17 protein-coding genes, 2 tRNA genes, 3 rRNA genes and 1 pseudogene are annotated in these 24,743 nt (G+C 40.5%); 7 read left to right on the forward strand and 16 right to left on the reverse strand.

Annotated elements, in window-relative coordinates; all coding sequences use genetic code 11:
• Window positions 1–8 precede the first annotated feature (8 nt).
• The 9 genes and pseudogenes from OVA16_RS02230 to OVA16_RS02270 all read right to left on the reverse strand — a co-directional run bounded on the left by OVA16_RS02230 (window position 9) and on the right by OVA16_RS02270 (window position 11,400).
• Window positions 9–839 (reverse strand): hypothetical protein, encoded by an 831-nt coding sequence (locus tag OVA16_RS02230; RefSeq protein ID WP_267763292.1) that lies wholly within the window; start codon window positions 837–839, stop codon window positions 9–11.
• 117 nt (window positions 840–956) lie between these two features.
• On the reverse strand, window positions 957–2,723 hold the full coding sequence (locus OVA16_RS02235; RefSeq protein ID WP_267763293.1) for a S8 family peptidase: 1,767 nt from the start codon (window positions 2,721–2,723) through the stop codon (window positions 957–959).
• Window positions 2,724–3,050: 327 nt separating this feature from the next.
• A 5S ribosomal RNA gene (gene rrf / locus OVA16_RS02240) occupies window positions 3,051–3,162 on the reverse strand.
• 80 nt (window positions 3,163–3,242) lie between these two features.
• Window positions 3,243–6,118 (reverse strand): 23S ribosomal RNA (locus OVA16_RS02245).
• 231 nt (window positions 6,119–6,349) lie between these two features.
• Window positions 6,350–6,426, reverse strand: a tRNA-Ala gene (locus OVA16_RS02250).
• Window positions 6,427–6,440: 14 nt separating this feature from the next.
• A tRNA-Ile gene (locus OVA16_RS02255) sits at window positions 6,441–6,515 on the reverse strand.
• 232 nt (window positions 6,516–6,747) lie between these two features.
• Window positions 6,748–8,268 (reverse strand): 16S ribosomal RNA (locus OVA16_RS02260).
• Together the 16S, 23S and 5S rRNA genes with 2 tRNA genes alongside form the textbook arrangement of a ribosomal RNA operon.
• Window positions 8,269–9,426: 1,158 nt before the next feature.
• The gene (locus tag OVA16_RS02265; RefSeq protein ID WP_267763294.1) at window positions 9,427–9,786 is read right to left on the reverse strand and encodes a CoA-binding protein; all 360 of its coding nucleotides are present in this window, start codon (window positions 9,784–9,786) and stop codon (window positions 9,427–9,429) included.
• Between the two features lie 67 nt (window positions 9,787–9,853).
• Window positions 9,854–11,400: pseudogene (locus tag OVA16_RS02270) on the reverse strand (NAD(P)/FAD-dependent oxidoreductase).
• A gap of 215 nt (window positions 11,401–11,615) precedes the next feature.
• Here OVA16_RS02270 and OVA16_RS02275 point away from each other — a divergent pair.
• The 5 genes from OVA16_RS02275 to OVA16_RS02295 all read left to right on the forward strand — a co-directional run bounded on the left by OVA16_RS02275 (window position 11,616) and on the right by OVA16_RS02295 (window position 14,673).
• The gene (locus tag OVA16_RS02275; protein ID WP_267763295.1) at window positions 11,616–12,197 is read left to right on the forward strand and encodes a LemA family protein; all 582 of its coding nucleotides are present in this window, start codon (window positions 11,616–11,618) and stop codon (window positions 12,195–12,197) included.
• 84 nt (window positions 12,198–12,281) lie between these two features.
• On the forward strand, window positions 12,282–12,716 hold the full coding sequence (locus OVA16_RS02280; protein WP_267763296.1) for a TPM domain-containing protein: 435 nt from the start codon (window positions 12,282–12,284) through the stop codon (window positions 12,714–12,716).
• Window positions 12,717–12,794: 78 nt separating this feature from the next.
• Window positions 12,795–13,571: a TPM domain-containing protein gene (locus OVA16_RS02285; protein ID WP_267763297.1), complete on the forward strand. Its 777-nt coding sequence runs from the start codon at window positions 12,795–12,797 to the stop codon at window positions 13,569–13,571.
• A 75-nt stretch (window positions 13,572–13,646) separates the two neighbouring features.
• Complete coding sequence (locus OVA16_RS02290; RefSeq protein ID WP_267763298.1) at window positions 13,647–14,033, forward strand: hypothetical protein; 387 nt, start codon at window positions 13,647–13,649, stop codon at window positions 14,031–14,033.
• Window positions 14,034–14,133: 100 nt separating this feature from the next.
• Window positions 14,134–14,673: an NUDIX hydrolase gene (locus OVA16_RS02295; protein WP_267763299.1), complete on the forward strand. Its 540-nt coding sequence runs from the start codon at window positions 14,134–14,136 to the stop codon at window positions 14,671–14,673.
• Window positions 14,674–15,307: 634 nt separating this feature from the next.
• Here the strand turns inward: OVA16_RS02295 and dnaA are convergent.
• The 3 genes from dnaA to OVA16_RS02310 form a co-directional block, all read right to left on the reverse strand.
• Window positions 15,308–16,738 (reverse strand): chromosomal replication initiator protein DnaA, encoded by a 1,431-nt coding sequence (dnaA, locus tag OVA16_RS02300; RefSeq protein ID WP_097134053.1) that lies wholly within the window; start codon window positions 16,736–16,738, stop codon window positions 15,308–15,310.
• Between the two features lie 194 nt (window positions 16,739–16,932).
• Window positions 16,933–18,480 carry an acyl-CoA mutase large subunit family protein gene (locus OVA16_RS02305; RefSeq protein ID WP_267763302.1) on the reverse strand — a complete coding sequence of 516 codons (1,548 nt, stop codon included), beginning with the start codon at window positions 18,478–18,480 and terminating at the stop codon, window positions 16,933–16,935.
• Between the two features lie 139 nt (window positions 18,481–18,619).
• Window positions 18,620–19,150 carry a hypothetical protein gene (locus tag OVA16_RS02310; protein WP_267763304.1) on the reverse strand — a complete coding sequence of 177 codons (531 nt, stop codon included), beginning with the start codon at window positions 19,148–19,150 and terminating at the stop codon, window positions 18,620–18,622.
• 95 nt (window positions 19,151–19,245) lie between these two features.
• On the opposite strand from OVA16_RS02310, the gene OVA16_RS02315 reads away from it, so the two are divergent.
• Together OVA16_RS02315 and OVA16_RS02320 are read left to right on the forward strand one after the other, a co-directional pair.
• Window positions 19,246–19,599, forward strand: coding sequence for a HesB/IscA family protein (locus tag OVA16_RS02315; protein WP_267763306.1), 354 nt, complete (start codon window positions 19,246–19,248; stop codon window positions 19,597–19,599).
• Between the two features lie 144 nt (window positions 19,600–19,743).
• Entirely contained in the window at window positions 19,744–20,976 is a 1,233-nt protein-coding gene (locus tag OVA16_RS02320; RefSeq protein WP_267763307.1) for an ABC transporter permease, read from the forward strand.
• A 297-nt stretch (window positions 20,977–21,273) separates the two neighbouring features.
• Here the strand turns inward: OVA16_RS02320 and OVA16_RS02325 are convergent, their stop codons facing one another.
• From OVA16_RS02325 to OVA16_RS02340, 4 genes are all read right to left on the reverse strand, one after another.
• Window positions 21,274–22,011: a tyrosine-protein phosphatase gene (locus OVA16_RS02325; RefSeq protein ID WP_267763308.1), complete on the reverse strand. Its 738-nt coding sequence runs from the start codon at window positions 22,009–22,011 to the stop codon at window positions 21,274–21,276.
• A gap of 57 nt (window positions 22,012–22,068) precedes the next feature.
• Complete coding sequence (locus OVA16_RS02330) at window positions 22,069–22,638, reverse strand: hypothetical protein (protein WP_267763309.1); 570 nt, start codon at window positions 22,636–22,638, stop codon at window positions 22,069–22,071.
• An 88-nt stretch (window positions 22,639–22,726) separates the two neighbouring features.
• On the reverse strand, window positions 22,727–23,743 hold the full coding sequence (gene galE, locus OVA16_RS02335; RefSeq protein WP_267763310.1) for a UDP-glucose 4-epimerase GalE: 1,017 nt from the start codon (window positions 23,741–23,743) through the stop codon (window positions 22,727–22,729).
• 1 nt (window position 23,744) lies between these two features.
• Window positions 23,745–24,743: a UDP-glucuronic acid decarboxylase family protein gene (locus tag OVA16_RS02340; RefSeq protein WP_267763311.1), complete on the reverse strand. Its 999-nt coding sequence runs from the start codon at window positions 24,741–24,743 to the stop codon at window positions 23,745–23,747.

Consider the following 24,743-nt stretch of genomic DNA (forward strand, 5'->3'; position numbering starts at 1 on the left):
TTTAGCTACTACTTTTGAAAAACATATTTACCCCAAAAATCTGTAGCTACCATTAAATCCTGACGAGCCAAATTTGCATTTCCCCCACCAAAACTACCTCTAGCATTACCGCCTCCAAAACCGCCTCCACCTGCATTAGCTCTCATTGCAAAATTGCCCATCTCTGGTCTGCCATTTAATTTAATTTGGTAGGCAAACTCTTTTATCTCGTTCACATTAATATCCATCAAAGCAAATGGAACCGCCAATTCATAAACATAAGCCCCTTGCTCGTCCATTTTCCCTACCGCTTTAATTCCATATTCGTTGTAAATAGAAACCAAAGAATCTGAAATGCTTTTAAATCCCGAAACCTTGATTTCTTTAATTGCGGCCAATTGTACTTTTCTTTGCGCTAAGGCAATAGAATCTCTTTGAGCTGGAGTTTGCTCTGTTCTATTCTGGCCCATTCGTTGTCTGTTCTGTGCGCCTGTGCCTCCCAATCTATTTGCAGTATTAGTTCTAGTTAAAAACGGATAAGTAACCGTAAAGCCCTCATCAGCTTTTTTCTTTCCTTTGGTGTTGATGGTAAAAGAAATTCCGCCAGCCATAATTTTTGTTATGGTTTCGTTGTTCGCAGCTTTAATCAGCAAATAGAAATTCTTATCGTCGTTGGCTAGGGTATGTAGCAAATCTGTTCTTTTATTATTTGCTGCAAATCCCTCCCATTCCTGATTTTTTCCATCTATACGCACTGATGTAGGCGCTGCAAGCTTTGTAGTCTGTACATCTGGCAGCTTTTGTGCATAGGCCTGATAACCTATGCAATAGGACATTAAAAAAGCGTAAAATAGTTTCATTTGTTGTGGTTTACAATTGTGTGTACCAGTTTGGACTTCAAATATTGAAAAAGGATTAAAAACATTAGGATAAAAAAATCCCCAGAATTAATCTGAGGATCTAAAATTTTCCTTTTTTTATTTCGATGACTTATAAGTCTCTGCCAATTGTAATGCATTATAAGCATTTACAATACCTCCGCTTACACATAACTCTGAAAAGTTAACCCTTACCGTTTCATCCTTCTCATTTTTATATTTCACTTTCCTATTAACCTTAGTAACCGATTTCATGATGATGTCTTTCACATCAATCGCCGTTAGTTCTGGATGATAGCTCAAAATCAATGCGGCCAAACCCGAAACTACTGGTGCTGCCATACTTGTTCCATCAAACTCTTCATACTTCGAGTTCGGTGTGGTCGAATTAATCATAAATCCAGGTGCAAAAACATCTACATTATATTTTCCATAATTAGAAAACGAAGCTTTTAGGTCATCATCATCTTTATAGGCACTAGCGCCTACTTCTATCCAGTTCTTTGCATGTGGCAGTTGATATTTTGCTGTATCTAAAGGTATTGGCTTTGCAAATGTATCTCTTCTAGGAGATCCTGTAGGTCCACCGTTCATTGTATTAGGAGCTAGTGCTACAAAAGGTTTAACTTCTGGTTTCTTATTTTTCTTAGCATAAGCTTCGGCTTCGGGGCTATCGTAGTATTTAGTTGGAAAATTATCTGTTACATCATTATTCTGATTATCATTTCCAGCTGCATGCACCAATAACACACCTTTGCTTTCTGCATATTTGATGGCTTCGTCTACCACCTTCTTATCCCATTTGTAGCCTTTCCCAAAACTCATATTAATAATTCTGGCGCCGTTATCTACTGCATATCTAATGCCATTAGCTACGTCTTTATCCCGCTCATCTCCTTGCGGAACAACTCTAATCGTCATGATACTAACGCTGTTTGCCACCCCTTTAATACCAATATCATTACTTCTGTTTGCACCAATAATACCTGATACGTGAGTGCCATGGTCTGCATCTGGCCCAGTTACGTCATTATTTCCGTAAATGCGCTCGTTCGAATTTGAATAATCATCGCCAACTAACGCAGCTCTTTCATCATATTTTTCGTTCAAGTTGTATTTAAGCATTTGCTCAAGTTCCTTGTGCCCCTTTCCAATTGACTCGTAGAACTTTTCTATACTCCCTTCATCTTTAGAACCTTTACGAACGATCTTTTTGATGTACTCTTGCATTTCGTCATCAGCCTTATATTTCTCCATATCCTCTAACGAAGGGATTTTCTTCTGATTGATAAAAGCTACCGAATCCATCACTTTTTTAATAGCAATATATATTGGAAAAGCCGAACTTGCTTCATCATACTTTTTGCCAAAATCAGAAACTACACGTCTGTACAGATTATACTCTTCTTTCTCTGCGCTGTCTAAAACTGTCGTTCTAATTACAGAGCGATATTTTGGCTCCAACTTTCTTTTGATACGAACCAGCTCTAGGTTGTCATGAGCTAAATTACCATTCTTCGAACCTATAAAGTTCCATCCATGAATATCATCTACATAACCGTTGCCATCGTCATCTATTCCATTTCCAGGAATTTCCTTTTTGTTAGTCCACAATACATCCTTTAAATCTTCATGATTAATATCCGTTCCACCATCTATTACTGCAACAACAATCTTTTGCTTAGGTTTTCTATTCTTTAGTAGCTCGTTGTAAGCCTTTTCTGTGCTTATACCAAAATAACCGTCTGATACCAAATCTAAATTAAACCAATTAGGAGGTAACTTAACATTCTTATCTTGAGCTTTGCTGATACCAACAGTAGCTAATAATATTAAAAAAGATATAACTATTCTGTAAACTCTCATCTTAACTTTTATATGATATACGATAATATACAAAAATAACCATTTAAAAAGTATCGATGAGATAGCGAAGCAACTTTAACAAAAATTAACAAAGAAACTATTTCAGAATTATAATTCGTAACTAAGACTAACCACTGACACTGCTAGACAAGTTTTAAGTATTTACACAGAAAAGTAAGGAGATTTATAAGAAGTTGTTTCCTTCGAAGGTTTTTTCTGACTCTTCCATAAATCATGGTCGCATAAAACGCCAGAAGTGCCGAGTACCGCAGGAATTTTATATTACACAAAAAAGCCCCTTGACATTTCTGCAAGGGGCCGTTTAAGTTTAGGCACCGACCTACTCTCCCACGTGTTACCGCAGTACCATCGGCTCGGGCGGGCTTAACTTCTCTGTTCGGAATGGGAAGAGGTGGACACCGCCGATATAGGCACCTGAATATCTTTGTTATTATTCAGTGATAATAAATGACATATTATTGAAAGAAGTTAAGTTTCGAAGAGCAAACAACGTCTGCTTTGATGAAAGCCTCGGGCTATTAGTAATACTCGACTGTGGTGTCGCCACCTTTACATCTGTATCCTATCAACGTAGTAGTCTGCTACGGCCCTATATGGAATCCTCATCTCGTGGCTAGTTTCGCACTTAGATGCTTTCAGCGCTTATCTATTCCCAGCGTAGCTACCCTGCAATGCCCCTGGCGGAACAACAGGTTCACTAGAGGCTGGTCCAACCCGGTCCTCTCGTACTAAGGTCAGCCCCACTCAAGATTCCAACGCCCACAACAGATAGGGACCGAACTGTCTCGCGACGTTCTGAACCCAGCTCGCGTGCCACTTTAATCGGCGAACAGCCGAACCCTTGGGACCTTCTCCAGCCCCAGGATGTGACGAGCCGACATCGAGGTGCCAAACCTCCCCGTCGATATGAGCTCTTGGGGGAGATCAGCCTGTTATCCCCAGCGTACCTTTTATCCTTTGAGCGATGGCCCTTCCATGCAGAACCACCGGATCACTATATCCGTCTTTCGACCCTGATCGGCCTGTATGCCTCACAGTCAAGCAAGCTTATGCTATTGCACTCCCCGTACGGTTACCAAGCGTACTGAGCTTACCTTTGAAAGCCTCCGTTACCTTTTTGGAGGCGACCACCCCAGTCAAACTACCCATCAAACAATGTCCCCCGCTCAGCGGGGTTAGACACCGAATACAGAAAGGGTGGTATTTCAACGTTGGCTCCACGACGCCTGGCGACGCCGCTTCAAAGCCTCCCACCTATCCTACACATCCTGTACCCAATGTCAATGTTAAACTGTAGTGAAGGTGCATGGGGTCTTTCCGTCCCGTTGCGGGTACCCGGCGTCTTCCCGGGACCACAATTTCACCGAGCTCATGGCTGAGACAGCGCCCAGATCGTTACACCATTCGTGCAGGTCGGAACTTACCCGACAAGGAATTTCGCTACCTTAGGACCGTTATAGTTACGGCCGCCGTTTACTGGGGCTTCGATTCAATGCTTCGCCTTGCGGCTGACATCCCCTCTTAACCTTCCAGCACCGGGCAGGTGTCAGGCCTTATACCTCATCTTTCGATTTTGCAAAGCCATGTGTTTTTGTTAAACAGTCGCCTGGGCCTTTTCACTGCGGCTGACATTGCTGCCAGCGCCCCTTCTCCCGAAGTTACAGGGCCATTTTGCCGAGTTCCTTAGCCATGATTCACTCGAGCACCTTAGAATCCTCTTCCCGGATACCTGTGTCGGTTTGCGGTACGGGCTTTTATAGACTGGAGCTTAGCGGTTTTTCTTGGAAGTCTGATTACCTGCGCTATCCACTTGCCCGAAGGCTCGCGGTACTATCAGCGTTCAGCAGGACCGGCGGATTTGCCTACCAGTCCTATACCTACAGCCTTCAACGATCTATTCCGTCAGATCGCGGCAGTTCCACTACTCCGTCCCCACATCGCATCTATAAAAGGTACGGTAATATTAAACCGTTGTCCATCGACTACCCCCTTCGGGTTCGCCTTAGGCCCCGACTAACCCTGATCCGATTAGCGTTGATCAGGAAACCTTATCCTTTCGGTGGGCGGGTTTCTCTCCCGCCTTATCGTTACTTATGCCTACATTTGCTTTTCTGGAAGCTCCACCACAGCTCACGCTGCAACTTCACTGCCGCCAGAATGCTCCCCTACCGATATATTTCAATCCCATAGCTTCGGTATATAGTTTGATGCCCGTTTATTATCCATGCACGGCCGCTCGACTAGTGAGCTGTTACGCACTCTTTAAATGAATGGCTGCTTCCAAGCCAACATCCTAGCTGTCTATGCAACCGCACCTCGTTAGTTCAACTTAACTATAATTTAGGGACCTTAGCTGATGGTCTGGGTTCTTTCCCTCTCGGCCCAGGACCTTAGCACCCTGAGCCTCACTGCCGGTTATATTATATAGCATTCGGAGTTTGTCTGGATTTGGTAGGATTTGACTCCCCCGCACCCAATCAGTAGCTCTACCTCTATATAACTCAACACCGACGCTGTTCCTAAAAACATTTCGGGGAGTACGAGCTATTTCCCAGTTTGATTAGCCTTTCACCCCTACCCTCAGGTCATCCGGAAACTTTTCAACGTTTATCGGTTCGGTCCTCCAGTACGTGTTACCGCACCTTCAACCTGCCCAAGGGTAGATCACAAGGTTTCGCGTCTACCTCCACTGACTATGCGCCCTGTTCAGACTCGCTTTCGCTTCGGATCCGTGCCTAAAGCACTTAACCTTGCCAGTGAAGAGTAACTCGTAGGCTCATTATGCAAAAGGCACGCCGTCACACCACGAAGGTGCTCCGACCGCTTGTAAGTACACGGTTTCAGGTTCTATTTCACTCCCCTGTTCGGGGTTCTTTTCACCTTTCCCTCACGGTACTGGTTCACTATCGGTCTCTCGGGAGTATTTAGCCTTACCGGATGGTGCCGGCAGATTCCCACAAGGCGTCTCCGACCTCGCGGTACTCAGGATACTGTTAGGCTAATGGTGCTTACGTGTACGCGGCTCTCACGCTATATTGCCGGGCTTCCCATCCCGTTCCACTTCGCTGCATTATAACCACATCACAGTCCTACAACCCCAACATTGCCGTAACAATATTGGTTTGGGCTCTTTCCCTTTCGCTCGCCACTACTTAGGAAATCATTGTTATTTTCTATTCCTCTGCTTACTTAGATGTTTCAGTTCGGCAGGTTCGCTCTTATTGTGACATGTCTTCAACATGCCGGGTTGCCCCATTCGGAAATCACCGGATCAATTCTCATTTGCAGATCCCCGATGCTTATCGCAGCTTATCACGTCCTTCATCGCCTCCGAGAGCCAAGGCATCCCCCGTGTACTCTTTATTACTTTCTTCTACTCATGCGCCTTTTGCGCCGCATGGTATGCTTTTTTGCTCTTGTCATGATGTCTCATCCCCGATTTGCATCGGGAGAGCACAAACACAACAGTCGCCTATTGTTGTTTGCTCTTCTTTTTTAACTTCTTCCAATATGTCAAAGAACTTTCTCAAGGTGGAGCAAGGATTAATGAGCAAGGAATAAAGACCATGTCTTTTATCTTTGTTCTTTCATCTTTGTTCACCGAGTGGTGGAGAATAACGGAGTCGAACCGTTGACCTCCTGCGTGCAAGGCAGGCGCTCTAGCCAGCTGAGCTAATCCCCCAAAAAAACTATCCGTAGTCCCGTCCAGATTTGAACTGGAGACCCCTACATTATCAGTGTAGTGCTCTAACCAGGCTGAGCTACGGGACTATTTGATCTTAGATTCTAGATTGACGATTTTAGATTTGTTCCGTTTCCTTCTTAAATCGTAACTCGTAATTCGTAAATCGTAATTAACAATCAATCTCGCCGCTAGCTAAGCTAGAATGGCTTCATCTTCTTGGTGTTTCTTTTTTCCTGTTTAGAGATATATCATCATTTACATCCTATACTATATCATATAGTATCATTTGGGCGCAGCGAGTGGACAGTTCCACTCCAGAAAGGAGGTATTCCAGCCGCACCTTCCGGTACGGCTACCTTGTTACGACTTAGCCCCAGTTATCGGTTTTACCCTAGGACGCTCCTTGCGGTTACGTACTTTAGGTACCCCCAACTTCCATGGCTTGACGGGCGGTGTGTACAAGGCCCGGGAACGTATTCGCCGCGTCATTGCTGATACGCGATTACTAGCGAATCCAACTTCATGGGGTCGAGTTGCAGACCCCAATCCGAACTGTGAACGGCTTTTTGAGATTCGCACGACATTGCTGCCTAGCTGCCCTCTGTACCGTCCATTGTAGCACGTGTGTAGCCCCGGACGTAAGGGCCATGATGACTTGACGTCGTCCCCTCCTTCCTCTCTGTTTGCACAGGCAGTCTGTCTAGAGTCCCCACCATGACGTGCTGGCAACTAAACATAGGGGTTGCGCTCGTTGCGGGACTTAACCCAACACCTCACGGCACGAGCTGACGACAGCCATGCAGCACCTAGTTTCGTGTCCCGAAGGACCCATCCATCTCTGGATAGTTCACTAACTTTCAAGCCCGGGTAAGGTTCCTCGCGTATCATCGAATTAAACCACATGCTCCTCCGCTTGTGCGGGCCCCCGTCAATTCCTTTGAGTTTCACCCTTGCGGGCGTACTCCCCAGGTGGAATACTTAACGCTTTCGCTTAGCCGCTGACTGTGTATCGCCAACAGCGAGTATTCATCGTTTAGGGCGTGGACTACCAGGGTATCTAATCCTGTTTGATCCCCACGCTTTCGTGCCTCAGCGTCAATAGGACCATAGTAAGCTGCCTTCGCAATCGGTGTTCTGAGACATATCTATGCATTTTCACCGCTACTTGTCTCATTCCGCCTACCTCTAGTCCATTCAAGCCCATCAGTATCAAGGGCACTGCGATAGTTGAGCTACCGTCTTTCGCCCCTGACTTAACAGGCCGCCTACGCACCCTTTAAACCCAATAAATCCGGATAACGCTTGGATCCTCCGTATTACCGCGGCTGCTGGCACGGAGTTAGCCGATCCTTATTCCTTCGGTACATTCAGCTACTTACACGTAAGTAGGTTTATTCCCGAATAAAAGCAGTTTACAACCCAGAGGGCCGTCTTCCTGCACGCGGCATGGCTGGTTCAGAGTTGCCTCCATTGACCAATATTCCTTACTGCTGCCTCCCGTAGGAGTCTGGTCCGTGTCTCAGTACCAGTGTGGGGGGCCATCCTCTCAGATCCCCTAGCCATCGTCGCCTTGGTGGGCCGTTACCCCGCCAACTAGCTAATGGCACGCATGCCCATCCTTCTCCCATAAATGTTTGACCCCGTCACGATGCCGTGTCGTGGTCTTATGCGGTATTAATCCGAATTTCTTCGGGCTATCCCCCAGAAAAGGGTAGGTTGCATACGCGTTACGCACCCGTGCGCCGGTCTCAAGCAAGCAAGCTTGCTCTACCCCTCGACTTGCATGTATTAGGCCTGCCGCTAGCGTTCATCCTGAGCCAGGATCAAACTCTCCATTGTAAAATGTGAATTCGAACTCTGACTATCTATTAACTAAAATTGATTGTCTGTTCTTGATTTGTATTGTCTGTAAGAACCGACCTAAAGAAAACAGTTCGGCTGTATGTACTTTACAGTAAACATTTTCGCCTCGCTGCGCTTTTGTAAATGATATCTCTTTAATGAACTTATCGACCTTACCTCGCGGTGGTCTATATATCCTGCAATTCCCTACTTGTGTTTCAGCGGTCTTAATGTTCCGCATCTGTTTGGTAGCTCATTGTTTCAATCTTGTTTTGTTTAGCTGCGAACTCCGTTCGTCAGCTCCCGTTTCGTTTGGGACTGCAAAGGTAGGAAACTTTTTCTTCTTTCCAAATAAAAAATGAAATATTTTTTATTTGCTCTTCTTCATCTTACCAACCCCTCTCTTCTCCCTCTTTCAAAACCTCAACCTCTTCCTCCGAAGCGGAGTGCAAAGGTAGAAAAACTTTTCCCTTTTCCAAGAAAAAAATAAAACTTTTTTCTTTCCCGTTTGTTAGTGCTTTTCATCCAGTCCCCTCTTCCTCCGAAGCGGAGTGCAAAGGTAGAAAAAAATTATCCCTGCGCAATACAAACAGCACTTTTTATTACAAATAGCTATATAAACTGCTGACAAACAAGAAGAAAAAAATCATACTGGCCCACTGCTTAAGATAACCTTATATATATGGTAGGATAAGGGATGGCTTTTGAAGTACATATAAGAGCATCTATTGTGCTTTTTAAACCGCTAAGAAAACGGAGAAACGCAAAGGCGCAAGGCTAAAGAAAGAAAAATGCGGGAAGATCGGGACGGATATTGATTATCAAGGCATGGATTGTTGCCCAGGTAGGATAACAGCCCCTCGAAACTCGGGACGAAAGAATGTTAAGATGTTTAAGCGAAATGCGATAATAGAATTTGCCACTTCCTATATAATATAGTTATACCAACTAGGGATAATTGGATGTTTAGGATTGGCAGGAAGACAGATAATAGCAGAAAACACTTTTGCTGGATAAACCCGATGGAAATGGAAAGCCCGCAAGCGAGGTACGAGTACGGACTTGGAATGAACAGCCCCGAAGCGAATTCGGGACAGGCGGGACTAGCTTATGATAGCACCCCAGAAATAATGTTTTCTAATAATTTAATAAAGATTAATACTGACCTGTACTTAATAAAACCAAAGTACAAGCTTCGGTGTATTCTATATTGTTTGCATCTAAAACTCGTTGCAGTTCCATGTTTTCGGTACCAGGATTAAAGATTACACGCTGGGGCTTAGTAGCTATAATATAATCGAAATACTCTGGCTGTGTGGCTGGCCCTATATAAAGTGTGACGGTATCTATGTCTTTATATACATGTGCTGGTTTTTCAATTGGCACACCTGCAACTTCGCCTGTTTTGACACCAACGTTCACAATTTCGTGGCCACGACTAGTTAACATGTGTGCGGCTTTATAAGAGTATCTATTAGCATCTGGGCTTGCACCTATAATTAATGTCTTTTTCATTTCAACTTCTTTGATTTCACAGTTTTTGGGATTGCACCGATTTGTTTATTAAAACGCATTTTAGATATTAATGTTTATGCTGATTTAGAATTGCGTTTGCGCAGTTAACACCATCTATTGCCGCCGACACAATTCCCGTGCATAGCCAGCCCCCTCTGCACAAGGATACAAACCTTTGATTTGAGGATGCTGAAAAGTCTCCTTATCTCTCGGAATACGCACTGGCGATGATGTTCTACTTTCTACGCCGACTAAAATAGCTTCGTTGGTGTAGTAACCTTTCATTTTGCGACCAAACAATGGAAGTGCACCACGCAGGCTTTCGGAAACAAATTCTGGAAGTATGTTATCCAACATTGAACTCTTAGTGCCTGGCAAGTACGAGTTCTTTGGCAGATCTATTGATAGTCGGTTTTCTACAAAATCTATCATGCGTTGTGCTGGAGCTACCAGATTACCACCGCCTGCTTCAAATGCCTTTTGTTCTATTTCTGCCTGAAAATGTAACATCCGTAGCGGATCGTAACCTTGAACATCATCTAAAGTAACTTGAACCACCGTACCTGAATTAGCATAGGGGTTATTTCGCTTAGATGGCGACCACCCGTTAACCACAATTTCGTCTAAACCTGTAGCGCAAGGGGCAATGATACCGCCAGGACACATACAAAAAGAGAAAACGCCTCTATTTTTCACTTGTTCTACCAAACTGTAATAGGCCGGCGGCAGATATTCGCTCCTAATATCACAATGATATTGCGCTTGGTCTATAATATCTTGAGGATGCTCTATACGCACACCTAATGCGAAAGGTTTTGCTTCGATCAGAATATTCTTACGATGTAACAATTCGTAAATATCTCTAGCGGAGTGGCCTGTTGCTAGAATTACAGACTTGGCATGTATCTCTTGTTCGTGATTAACGATAATTCCCTGCACAGCTCCATCTTTGATGATTAAATCGGTAAGCTTTGTATCAAAAAGCACCTCTCCTCCTGCTTCGATAATGGTTTCGCGAATGGCTGTGATGATGTGTGGCAGCTTATTGGTACCGATATGCGGTCGGGCATCAATCATGATATCTTCTTCGGCCCCGTGTTGCACAAAAATTTGCAATACTTTATTGATATCGCCACGTTTGTTAGATCTAGTGTATAACTTACCGTCTGAATAGGTACCCGCACCACCTTCGCCATAGCAATAGTTGGACTCTGTATTTACCAATCCTTGTTTATTGATGGCGGCCAAATCTCTACGGCGTTGCTTTACATCCTTACCTCGTTCTACTACAATTGGCTTTAATCCGTTTTCGATACATTGTAAAGCCGCAAATAAGCCAGCGGGACCAGCACCAACAATGATTACCTTTTTATCGTCGTTTACTTTAGTATATGTAAGCCTATTTTCCTCTGCTGTATATTCTTCATCTATAAAAGCACGAACCTGCATACGATAAACCACTTTTCTAGAGCGGGCATCTATTGATCTTTTTAAGATTTTAAAGTGTCTGATTTGAGCTGGACTTACATTCAGAGCTTTGGCTAAACTTTCTGTAATTGCTGCCTGATTACCTACATGATGAGGAACAATAGTTATTTCGATGTCTTTTTGCATAGTGTTTGTCAAGTTTTTATCTCGAACACTACAAAATTAGGATTATTTTATTGTTAAATTGTCTGATTACTTTTGATAGATATATCAGATGCTATTATTTTATTTGTTTATCTTGTATTGGATATGGCAACTTGTCAGTTTTTTATCCGTTTTAGTAACAAGGAACGAATATTGATATCTAATGATCAAATAATAAAACCTAAAAAGAAAATCACATGAAAAAAGTTTTAATTGGAATTGTTGCGATTGTGGCAATAGTAGCTTTGTTTAGTGGCTGTGGATATAACAGCATGGTAAAGCTAGATGAGGATGTTAAAACAAAATGGGGAGCTGTTGAGGCTCAATACCAACGTAGATCAGATTTGATCCCTAACTTAGTGAGCACTGTTAAAGGCGCTGCAAAATTTGAGCAATCTACTTTAACTGCCGTAATTGAAGCACGTAGTAAAGCAAGCCAAATTACTGTAGACCCTAATAAGCTTACTGAAGAAAATATGCAGAAATACCAACAGGCTCAAGGTCAAATTACACAGGCTTTAGGTCGTTTAATGGTGCTGACAGAAAATTACCCACAATTAAAAGCTACAGATCAATTTAGAGATTTGTCGGCACAATTGGAGGGAACTGAGAATAGAATTACGGTAGCTCGTACAGATTACAATACATCTGTGCAGGCTTACAACACCAAAGTGAGGTCGTTCCCCAACAACTTAACCGCTGGAATGTTTGGCTTTTCGCAAAAAGCCGCATTTAAAGCAGATGCTGGGGCTCAGAATGCTCCTAAAGTAGAATTTTAGTTATAAAAAGCCTTTTTTACTGGGTAATGTATATCTTACGAATGTTTAAGCATACATTACCCTTTACTATTTAAATTAATTGGCATGTCTATTTTCAGTGTACAAGAACAAGAACTTATTGCCCAAGCTATTACCGCAGCCGAAAAAGCTACTTCTGGCGAAATCCGTATTGCAGTAGAGAAACATTGCAAAGAGAATGCGTACGAAAGAGCTACTGTTTATTTCCACGAGCTGGGAATGGATCAAACCTCACAACATAATGGCGTGCTCATTTATTTGGCTACCGAAGACCACAAGTTCGCCATTATTGGCGATAAGGGCATTAACAATTTAGTACCTCCTGATTTTTGGGAAACTACCAAAACCGCAATGAAGGCCCATTTTATGGCAGGCAATTTATGCGATGGCATTATTGCCGGAATTGCCTTAGCGGGCGAAAAACTTTCTACGTTTTTCCCTAATCTAAATGATGATGTAAACGAATTGCCTAACGATATCGTTTTTATTGATCAAAAGTAAATCCTATCCGCATTTGTATGCGAGCTTTAGACCGTGGCTATATCATATAAACCAGCATAGCCTTTTAACATCAGTTACATGAAAAGAATATTTCTTTTAATTACCATACTGCTTTCGTCTCTCTTCGGCTTTGGACAGAATTTTCCTGAAAAATCGAACAAATTAGTTAACGACTATACCAATACTTTATCTGCAGCGCAAGTTGCTAATTTAGAGAGTAAGCTTGTTGCTTTTGACGATTCTACCTCAAATCAAATTGCGGTAGTAATTATAAAATCTGTTGACGATTACGACATTAACGAATATGCCTACAAGTTAGGGAGAGCTTGGGGAGTTGGAGGCAAAGAAAAAAATAACGGTGTAATTTTATTGGTTGCCCTTGGCGATAGAAAATTGTCTATACAAACTGGCTATGGATTAGAAGGTGCTTTACCAGACATCTATACCAAAAGAATTATAGAAAACGACATCAAGCCCTTTTTCAAGGACGGAAATTATTACGCAGGTATAGATGCAGGAACCAATTCCATCATTTCGTTAGTTAAGGGCGAATACAAAAACGATAAGCCTAGAGCTAAAAAAGGTGTTGGCGGCGCAGGTTCGGGTTTAATCGTATTAATTATGATTATTGTGATTATCCTAATCATAAAAAGAGGTGGCGGCGGCGGTGGTGGCGAAGTAATCGGCAGTCGTGGGGTTTCTGATGCACTTTTCTGGGGAATGTTATTTGGTAGCGGTCGTGGCAATTCTGGCGGAGGCTTTGGTGGTGGATTTGGCGGAGGAAGTGGAGGCGGTGGCTTCGGCGGATTTGGTGGTGGTAGTTTTGGTGGCGGCGGTAGTAGCGGAAGTTGGTAGGCGGATTGACGATTTTAGATTTACGAATTACGATTTGGCAACAAAAACAATACGCTAAACACGAAACCATAAAAAATGTACAGAAGAGATTTACTTACGGCAGAAATTGAAAGGCTTGCACAGGTTTTAGCTAGAATTATGGGATTGAAATTGGAGGGTGATTTGGCACAGGCCGGCTTACTTTTCAATGAAACAATCGCTAATTCTTTTAAACTGCCTACGGATATCTTAGAAAATAATGATATCGACATCTTCGAAAAATGGCTCTCGGAGACCGATTTACCTGCAGAAAAACTTGACACGCTAAGCGAGTTTCTTTATTATGAACTAGGAATTAGTGTTCAACGGAATAAACTAATTGCTCCTAGATTAAATTTGATCTATAAAGTTTTAGCAGAGAAACATAAAATCGTACATCTGGTAAACTTTCACAGACAGGAAATTATACAGCAATACCTTTAATAAGGTAAAATCCAAAAGTAAAAAATCAAAAAACACACCAAAAGTTTGCATTAAAATACTGGCTGATTTTGAATTTTACTTTTAACTTTTAATGATAGCAATGGAAATTAAAAAATGGCAGAAACTTGCCTCAAAATATTTAGTTCAAGAAAAATGGGCAACTTTAAGAGTTGATACCTGCGAACTTCAAAATGGCTCCATTAAAGACGATTATTACGTGCTTGAATATCCAAACTGGGTAAATGCTGTGGCCTTAACTAAAGATAACCAAATTATTATGGTACGCCAGTATCGCTTTGCGGGAGATATTATATCGTTAGAAATACCGGGCGGTGTAATTGATGGCGATGAATTGCCAGAATTGGCTGTTAAAAGAGAACTTTTAGAAGAGACAGGTTATAGCTTTGAGAGCTGCGAACTCATTGCTACTTTATACCCTAACCCAGCTACCTCTACCAACAAAACCTTTACTTACCTTTTAAAAGGCGGTGTAAAAACCCACGAACAACATTTAGATGAACACGAGATTTTAAATGTTGAACTTTATAGTATTGATGAAGTGAAACAATTGCTAAAGGATAATAAGATTGACCAAGCACTACATGTTGCTGGTTTGTTTTATGGTTTAGGGAAGTTGTAAGTAATTAACGTGAGTTATGAGTCTTAATCTTTGCTAACCGACCCTGAAATAAATTTGCTTCGCAGCTACTACGTGGTCAGGGTGACGGTATGGGCGGTTCGTCTCCCGAAATTAATTCGGGACTAGCTTTTAGGTCCATTTTTTAAAATCACATTTTCGAAATAAACACCTAACTTGTTGATAAACAGATAAAAACATCCATAATTCACATTAATTAACGTGAGTTCGGCTTAAGTATCTTTACAATTCTTGAGAAATTGACATTGAACGTATTTTTTTAGCTCGCCGCCGCTGGGCTCTTACTTTTTGACCGCAAAAAGTAACAAAAACTCTCGGTTGCTTATTTATTCAGTGTAGCTTTTGTTTTTAATTGTCTTCATGCTTGCTCCGCAGGTTTCTTTCAAAGAAAGTGCTTTGGCTTATTGGTGCGGCCCGAAAAATAAGAGACCAAAAATTAGCTGAACGAAGATTTGAAGCGCTATCGCTAGCAAATAGCATAATCTTATTATCCCGAACTCACGTTAATTATGATTTTCTGATATCTTTCCAGATTTCTCTTCGAAATGACGGGCGAGGGATACATAAAAAAAGCTGAGCAAAATTGCTCAGCTTTTTTTATGCTTTAAAGTAACTATTAACTCATTTTCAGTTTTTTCTGAATATCGTTAACGTAAGCTTTAAACTTCTTGTCTGTTTCAATTAAATCTTCTACTGTTTGGCAAGCATAAATTACCGTAGAGTGATCTCTACCACCGAAGAAAGCGCCAATGGTTTTTAATGAAGATTTAGTGTGGCTCTTAGACAAATACATAGAGATTTGGCGAGCCTGTACAATTTCACGTTTACGTGTTTGCGATTTTACCATATCTACCGGTACTTCAAAATATTCGCAAACCAATTTTTGGATATATTCCATCGAAATTTCTTTCGAGGTATTTTTAATAAAGTTCTTCAACATCTGTTTAGCTAACGCTAAATCAATGTCTTTCTTATTCAAGGTAGACTGAGCCAACAACGAAACCATGGCTCCTTCCAGCTCACGAACGTTATTATCAATGTTATGCGCTACATATTCTACCACCTCTCCTGGCAATTCGATACCGTCTGCGTACATTTTCTTTTTAAGGATAGCTACACGAGTTTCTAAATCTGGCACCTGCAAATCTGCAGATAAGCCCCATTTGAAACGGCTCAACAATCTTTCTTCTAAACCAGCTAAATCTTTAGGAGCTTTATCTGATGTTAAGATCACTTGCTTTCCTGATTGGTGCAAGTGGTTAAAGATGTGAAAGAAAATATCCTGAGTTTTTTCTTTTCCTGCAAAATTGTGCACATCATCCATAATGATGACATCCATTGCTTGGTAAAAGTTTACAAAATCATTGATGGTATTGTTTTTTAGCGAGTCTACAAATTGCTGGCAGAATTTTTCGCAAGAAACATAAATTACCAATTTATCTGGTACACTACGTTTAATTTCGTTACCAATAGCTTGGGCCAAGTGGGTTTTACCTAAACCTACGCCGCCATAAATCATTAATGGATTAAATGAGGTACCTCCGGGTTTTGCCGCTACCGCATAACCTGCAGAACGAGCCAAACGGTTGCAATCTCCCTCAATGTAATTATCAAATGTATAATTAGGATTTAATTGTGGATCAACATTAAGCTTTTTTAAGCCCGGTATAATGAACGGGTTTTTAATATCCTTGTTGATAGAAACAGGGATAGGCATTGACTGTGTTTTTGCCTCAGCACCGTTTCCATTAGATGGCATGTTAGTAGTGTATGGAGAGCCTGTACTAGACGACTTATCTACAACGATATTGTATTCTAATCTACCCTCATCTCCTAACTGCTTTTTTACTGTTTTTCTAAGTAAACCAACATAGTGCTCCTCAAGCCACTCGTAGAAAAATAAACTAGGTACCTGTATGGTTAAAACTTTGCCTTCTAACTTAAGAGCAGATATCGGTTCGAACCAAGTTTTGAAACTTTGATTCGGGATATTATCCTTAATGATTTGAAGACAGCTATTCCACACTTCTGTACAAGTTTTTTCCATATCGTTTTCTATAATTTATTGATTTTCAGTTCTAAAATGTGCGATCAGGTACCGCTCATTTGGGACTTCGAATATTCAAAAAATTATCAACATTTCGAATATTTTTTTGAATTATTTCGTAACTACTTAAACAGCAACAGCATAAACAAGCCCACCTCAATAATTGATGTTAATAACTATTTTTCCACACTGTTTTAGTACTCTCCAAACACTTCTCTTAAACAGTTTGCTATTTCTCCTAAGGTAGCATATTCTTCTACAGCAAGCAATATAAAAGGCATTAAATTTTCACTTCCTTGGGCGGCTTTTTTCAAATCGCTTAATGCAGCTTCTACGGCCTTATTATCTCTTTCGGTCTTTAACTTTTTTAGCTTTTCTATTTGTATTGTTCTAATCGATTCATCGATATTAAATACCTCATCAAAACCCTCTTCTTTTTGGACAAATTTGTTTACACCCACAATTACACGCTCCCCGCTTTCTACCTCTTTTTGGTATTGGTAAGCGGCATTGGCTATTTCTTGTTGAATGTAGCCGCTCTCAATAGCATTTACCGAGCCACCCATTACCTCTATCTTATCTATATATATAGTTGCGGCGGCTTCAATTTCATTAGTAAGCGACTCTACAAAATAAGAACCAGCCAAAGGGTCAACCGTATCGGTAACACCACTCTCAAATGCAATTACTTGTTGTGTACGTAGAGCGATTTTAGCCGCAGCCTCTGTAGGCAAAGACAAGGCCTCATCATAGCCGTTGGTATGCAAAGATTGTGTTCCGCCTAAAACAGCTGCCAAAGCCTGGTTAGAAACCCGCATCACATTATTTAATGGCTGTTGAGCTGTAAGCGTAGAACCGCCCGTTTGCGTATGGAAGCGCAACATCATTGCCTTTTCGTCTGTAGCTCCTAAACCTTTAACCATATTTGCCCACATCCGCCTTGCGGCTCTAAACTTTGCTATTTCTTCGAAGAAATTATTGTGGCAATTGAAAAAGAAAGACAAGCGCTTAGCGAAAACATTGATGTCTAAACCTTTTTGTAGCGCCGCATTTAAGTAAGCTTTACCATTGGCAAGGGTAAATGCCAGCTCTTGCACTGCTGTAGATCCGGCTTCGCGAATATGGTAGCCCGAAATAGAGATGGTATTCCATTTAGGCAATTCTTTACTACAATATTCAAAAATATCGGTAATGATACGCATAGATGGTTTTGGAGGGTAGATATAGGTACCTCTTGCCGCATATTCCTTTAAGATATCATTCTGTATAGTTCCCGAAATTTGATGCAAATCTGCTCCTTGCTTTTTGGCTAAAGCAATGTACATGGCCAATAAAATAGATGCCGTAGCATTAATGGTCATTGAAGTGGTAATCTTTTGCAATTCTATACCATCAAACAACGTTTCTATATCTTTTAACGAATCGATAGCTACACCAACCTTACCCACTTCGCCTTCGGCCATATCGTCATCAGAATCGTAACCAATTTGAGTGGGCAAATCAAACGCTACCGATAAACCCATGGTACCTTGCGCCAACAGATAATGGTAACGCTTGTTCGATTCTTCGGCGGTAGAAAAACCAGCATATTGGCGCATGGTCCATAAACGACCACGGTACATGTCTTTTTGTATGCCTCTGGTAAATGGAAACTGACCTGGCAACTCCAGATTTTGGGTCGCAGTGGTATACACATTTTTGATTTCTATTCCAGATGTGTTAGTAAACTTCTTATCGTCCATTAGTTTATTTGGTTAATTGTGGATTTAGTTAACTCCTGAAATTGATTAATTGTTTAATCGGTTAACTGGCAAGCTACAAAGATAATTGCAAACTGAAAACCGCATCTATTGACCAAATAAACAATTCAAACAGTTAACCTCAAAATAGTTTATGTATATCTTGCTTTACCAATCCAATGGTTAGCTCATAAGGATTTTCCTCAATATCGCTCATGTGGTTAAGCACCTTTTTACTCAATTCTATTCCCGAGGCATCGGCTGGCAAATTTTTAACTGCATTGTTAATCATTGCAATGGTATCATCTTTCAATTTTCTTATCACTTTCCAAGTGGCTGCATCTAAATAGAGCTGTTGGGTAATATTGTGCTGAAATTCGTTCTTAATTTCGTTAACGGCCATCAACTGCAAAGCGCCAACCTCAATACCTTGTTGGTGCAAACGTAACAATAAATTTGAGGGATTAATTCTATCTACAAAAATGATCATACGCTCGTGCGCCTGTAAACGTAAAGCCAACAAACCACTTTTATCATCCGCAACTGCAATACCTTTTTTAGCATTTAGATAACTCATGAGATCATTTCTTACCATATAATAAGCTATAATAACAATGATGGTACCTCCCAACGCCAAAGTAGCCGTATTTAAAAGAAATTTGGTTAAATCCATTTTCAGTTTTGTTTATAAACCGTAATATTAGGTATTACTAAAGGCAAAAATGTACATAAATATTTATATTTGTTTATCATAATTTTAAAATAAAGATGAGTAATTCTGTTGAGACAACTTTTGCACCTGTAAGCTTTACGCCTGGTGCTGTTAGCGAATTGATAAAACTTAAAGACCAACAAGAAATTGCTGAAGATTTCGGCTTACGTGTTGGTGTAGAAGGTGGCGGCTGCTCGGGCATGAATTATGTACTGGGTTTTGATCAAAAGAAAGAAGGCGATCAAGAATTTGTGATAGATGGCATTAAGGTATTTATGCACAAAGCACACCAAATGTACCTATTGGGGATGGAAATAGACTGGCAAAATGGACTTAACTCTAGAGGTTTTACCTTTAATAATCCTAATGCCGCCAGCAGTTGCGGTTGCGGAACAAGCTTTTCAGTGTAACTACATCAGTGCTTACACCTAAGCAAAAAAATATTGTAACATTTTAAGAGGTCTCGTTGTCTTAACAGCGGGACTTTTTATTTTTACCTTTACAGGATAAGATTTAAGGCATCAAAACAAAAAATTAATTTTTAAATACCTCTAATGAACTACAGCGAAAATGTACGATTAGCCATGCAATCTATCAAAAGTAACCGCTTGCGTACTTTTCTTACTGCACTCATTATAGCCATAGGAATTTCGGCTTTGGTTGGGATTTTAACCACCATTGATGCCATTGAGAAAAAAATGACAGATGCCTTTTCTAGTATGGGTGCCAACTCGTTTACCATTAGAAATAGAGGCACAGGTATTAGAATTGGAGGTTCTGGCGAAAGACCCAAGAGCTATAAGCCCATTAGATACGAAGATGCCATCAAATTTAAAGAACGCTTAAACACACCTGCACCGGTATCTATTAGTGTTTTTGCCAGCGGAGGCTCTACCGTAAAATATGGACAAGAGAAAACCAATCCCAATATTAACATTAGAGGTATAGACGAAAATGGCTTGGCCGCACAGGGCTTGGAACTTGCACAAGGCCGAAGTTTTAATAGTGCCGAAGCACTAAGCGCTCCAAACATTTGTGTAATAGGCTCGGAAATTGCAAAGAGTTTATTTAAAGGCGCCGAACCATTAGACAAAGTGATTACTGCCGGCAACAATAGACTTAGAGTGATAGGCGTACTTGCTGCAAAAGGCTCTAGCATGGGGGCAAGTATAGATAGAGCGGTTTATGTACCTTTATTTAAGGCTAAATTAATTAACGCTAATGCCAACCCTTCTTACACCATTACGGTTATGGTACCAAGCGGCGATGTGGTAGACAATATTATTGGAGAATCTACCTCCACGTTTAGGAGCATTAGAAAAATAAAGATTGGAGAAGCCAATAATTTTGAAATTACCAAGAGTGATGCAGTAGCACAAACCTTAATTGAAAACTTAAAAGTGGTAAAAATTGGAGGCATGGCCATTGGTATCATTACCTTGCTGGGTGCTTCTATTGCTTTAATGAACATCATGTTGGTATCGGTAACCGAACGTACACGTGAAATTGGAATTAGAAAAGCAATTGGCGCAAACCCATCGGTTATACGTAAACAATTTTTAATAGAAGCCATTGTAATTTGTTTACTTGGAGGTATTTTGGGGATATTTTTAGGTGTGGCTATCGGAAACATTATCTCCATGGCTATGAGTGGTGGGTTCATTATCCCTTGGGTGTTTATTGGTGGCGGTTTAGCTTTGTGTATTGCCGTTGGCATTCTTTCTGGCTATTATCCTGCACAAAAAGCTTCGAAACTTGACCCGGTAGAGGCTTTGCGATACGAGTAATCTTGACACAAAAGTTATTTTGAGAAAATTAAGCTGGTAGTCCTTGGCAACTGAAGCCCTTCTTTCCGCTATAATCTTTTTGTGTACTGCTAACGTCACTTTGAACGTAGATAGACTGTTCCATAAGTGCCGTTAATTTGAGATTTCTCTCTGCGTTCGAAATGACGCAACAAAAAGTATTTTCGCTGCAATAAGGTTTAATGATTAAAGTAATGAGCTGCCGGCTAAGCATCCTTGTAAAACGCATAAATTAGATTTACGAAGTTTTAAAAACTTAGTAAGTGTTAAGTTAAACATCTACAGCAGCAAGTTGTTCAATTGGCCTTGAGCCATTAATTTTTCTACCCTAGAAAGATTTAAACTATCTTTTAAAGCTTGAGCGTGACGCAAATGATGCATATCGCTTCCTAAAAAAGAAATACAGTTGTAATCTACCAAACTTTCGGCAGCATTTTTTACACCTTTACCATAGTAGCCCGTTAACGAAATGGTGTTTAATTGCAAAAAGCAGCCATATTCTTTAATTTGCTGATAGTTTTCTATACTACCGTGATAATAAGGATAACGCTCTGGATGGGCTAATACCGGATAAAAACCTGCATCTTGTATTTTAAACAACACATCTAGCAAATTGGGCGGTTGGTTAATATATGAAAGCTCAAACAATAGATAATTGTTACCAAAGCCCAACACTTCTTTACGGTTCAATTTGTTGATGAAAGTTTCATCAAAATAATACTCTGCAGCTGCTTCTACTTCTAAATCAATTTCGTTTTGCGACAAGCTTTCTCTTAAAATGTCCAATCCTTTATTGATGGTATCGGGAGTATTTCTGTAAAAATCGGCCATTACGTGAGGTGTGGCAATCACTTTTTTAAAACCTAACGAAACGTAACGTTTTGCCATTGCCAATGATGCCTCTAGGTTTGGGGCGCCATCATCAATACCTGGTATAATATGCGAGTGCATATCTGTAGCTATCGATGAAAAATCAATACTAGGTTCTTTACTACGTTTTTTGAATAGACCAAACACTTTGCTAAGTTAAAAGTAAAAAGACAAAAAGTAAAAAGTATTGCTATTGGTTAGCTATCAGATGATGCTTTTGGGCAAGCCTAAACTAACGGCTGTTTTTTCGATATAGCTATCGTAAACTTTTGCCAATAGTTGATTTACTTCTTCTTTTAGATCGAACTGTAAATCTTCATGTAGCTTTTCGAACTTACGTAATACCATTAATATTGCCTTTACTACATAATTAGCCAACAACTGCTCATGATTTTTAGTTAGAGAATGTACTTTAAACCTAAATTTCATTGGCGCAGCATTAAACATTAAGAGTTTCAATTCTATTTCCTCAAAATCGGCCTTGGTAACTTTATAAAAATGGTTGATTTGCTTGGTAAGTTTACGTAAAAGCAGCAGTGTATCTTTGGAACTTGTTTTTGGAGTAGTATTTAGATCATCAAACACATCTACAATCTCATTTTTAATAAAAGCAACCTTATCGTTAAGGTTGCTTTCATCTTCCAGTAATAAAAAATGTAAATGTTCGGTAAGCACTTTATCTTTTGCCACCAAGCGTAAAAGTAATTTGTCTTTTTCTTTTACTGGCAGTGCCAAGATTTCCTTTTTCAGCTCTTTATGCTCACTCAGTTTCATCTGTTATCAGATTGATTTTATTTGTCAGATGCTGGTTATTGTTTGTAAAGCAATAAACCTATAATTAACTTAAATACACACGGTTCATCTAAAACGGATTGTCTTTAATATATTTCTCCCACTCCCAAGCAGAGCGCATCATTTCGTTTAAATCTAGTTCTGTTTGCCAACCTAAAACATTTTTAGATTTGGTTACATCGCCATAGGTTTTTTCTACATCGCCCTCTCTTCTGGGTGCAATTTTGTAGTTCAATTTCTCTCCTGTAGATTGTTCAAATGCATTGATGATTTCTAAAACCGAAGAACCCTTTCCTGTACCCAAGTTAAAAACATCGTAACCGTCTACTTTTCCATCCTCCAATCTTTTAACCGCAGCTACGTGTGCTTTGGCCAAATCTACCACGTGAATATAATCACGAACGGCAGAACCATCTGGCGTATCATAATCGTTTCCAAAAACTTGTATTGGACCGCGTTTACCGATAGCCGATTGCGTGATGAAAGGTATCAGATTTTGAGGAACTCCATTTGGCAACTCTCCAATTAAAGCTGTTTTGTGCGCCCCTACCGGATTAAAATAACGCAAAGCGATTACATTTAGTCCAGGAGTTACCTTGGCAGTCTCCATTAAAATTTCCTCTGCAATTTGTTTGGTATTTCCATAAGGAGATTCAGCCTTTTTAACGGGGCTATCTTCTGTTACAGGCAATTGATCTGGCTGACCATACACTGTACAAGAAGAAGAAAATACAAAGTTGCTTTTAGGATAAGCAGTAAGCAAATTAATCAGACTATAAAAGTTGTTCTTATAGTATTTTAAGGGTTGCTCTACCGATTCGCCCACTGCTTTGTAGGCTGCAAAATGGATAATACCAGAAAGATCTTGATTTTGTTTGGCGAAAGTATCTACTGCCGTTGCGTCTTGCAAATCAAGCTCTACAAAGTCAAAACGTTTACCTGTAATTTTTTCTAACTGATCTAAAATCTTGATGTTAGAATTAGAAAGGTTATCTACAATGATAACTTCGTAACCTGCATTATGTAACTCAACAACGGTATGCGAACCGATATAGCCTGTTCCGCCTGTAACTAAAATCTTCGACATCTTATTTATTATACGTAGTGAAATCTTTATGTTCTATTTTCGCTAAGGCTTTTGGGGATAACGACTTGAAATATTCGTAAGTAATTTTTAAACCCTCTGCCCTATTTACCTTTGGTTCCCAATTTAATAGCTGTTTGGCCTTAGTAATGTCTGGTCTGCGTTGCTTAGGATCATCTTGCGGCAATGGCTTGTACACAATTTTTTGGTTTGTGCCCGTTAACTTGATAATTTCTTCGCAAAACTGTTTAATGGTAATTTCGTCTGGATTGCCAATGTTTACCGGACTAGCATAATCAGATTGTAGCAAACGATAAATACCTTCTATCAGATCATCTACATAACAGAAAGAACGGGTTTGGCTACCATCGCCAAAAACGGTTAAATCCTCACCTCTTAAAGCCTGACCAATAAATGCGGGCAATACCCTTCCATCATTCAGTCGCATACGCGGGCCGTAAGTGTTAAAGATACGCACAATACGTGTTTCTACACCGTGAAAGGTGTGGTAAGCCATCGTAATCGCTTCCTGAAAACGCTTTGCTTCATCGTAAACACCACGTGGGCCAACCGGATTTACGTTACCCCAGTATTCTTCTGGTTGTGGATTGATATTAGGATCGCCATAAACTTCGGAAGTAGATGCAATCAACATCCTAGCACCCTTTGCCCTAGCTAACCCCAGTAAATTATGCGTACCTAAAGAACCTACTTTTAAGGTTTGGATTGGGATTTTTAGGTAATCAATTGGGCTTGCGGGCGAAGCGAAGTGCAAAATATAATCTAGCTTTCCAGGAACGTGAACAAACTTAGAAACATCGTGGTTATAAAACTCGAAATTTTCTAACTTAAAAAGGTGTTCGATGTTGGCCAAATCACCAGTAATTAGGTTATCCATAGCGATTACGTGGTAATCTTCTTTAATGAACCTATCGCAAAGGTGTGAACCTAAAAACCCAGCGGCCCCTGTTATTAATACTCTTTTACGCTCTTTACGTTCCAT

It is taken from the genome of Pedobacter sp. SL55 (assembly GCF_026625705.1).
Classification (GTDB): domain Bacteria; phylum Bacteroidota; class Bacteroidia; order Sphingobacteriales; family Sphingobacteriaceae; genus Pedobacter.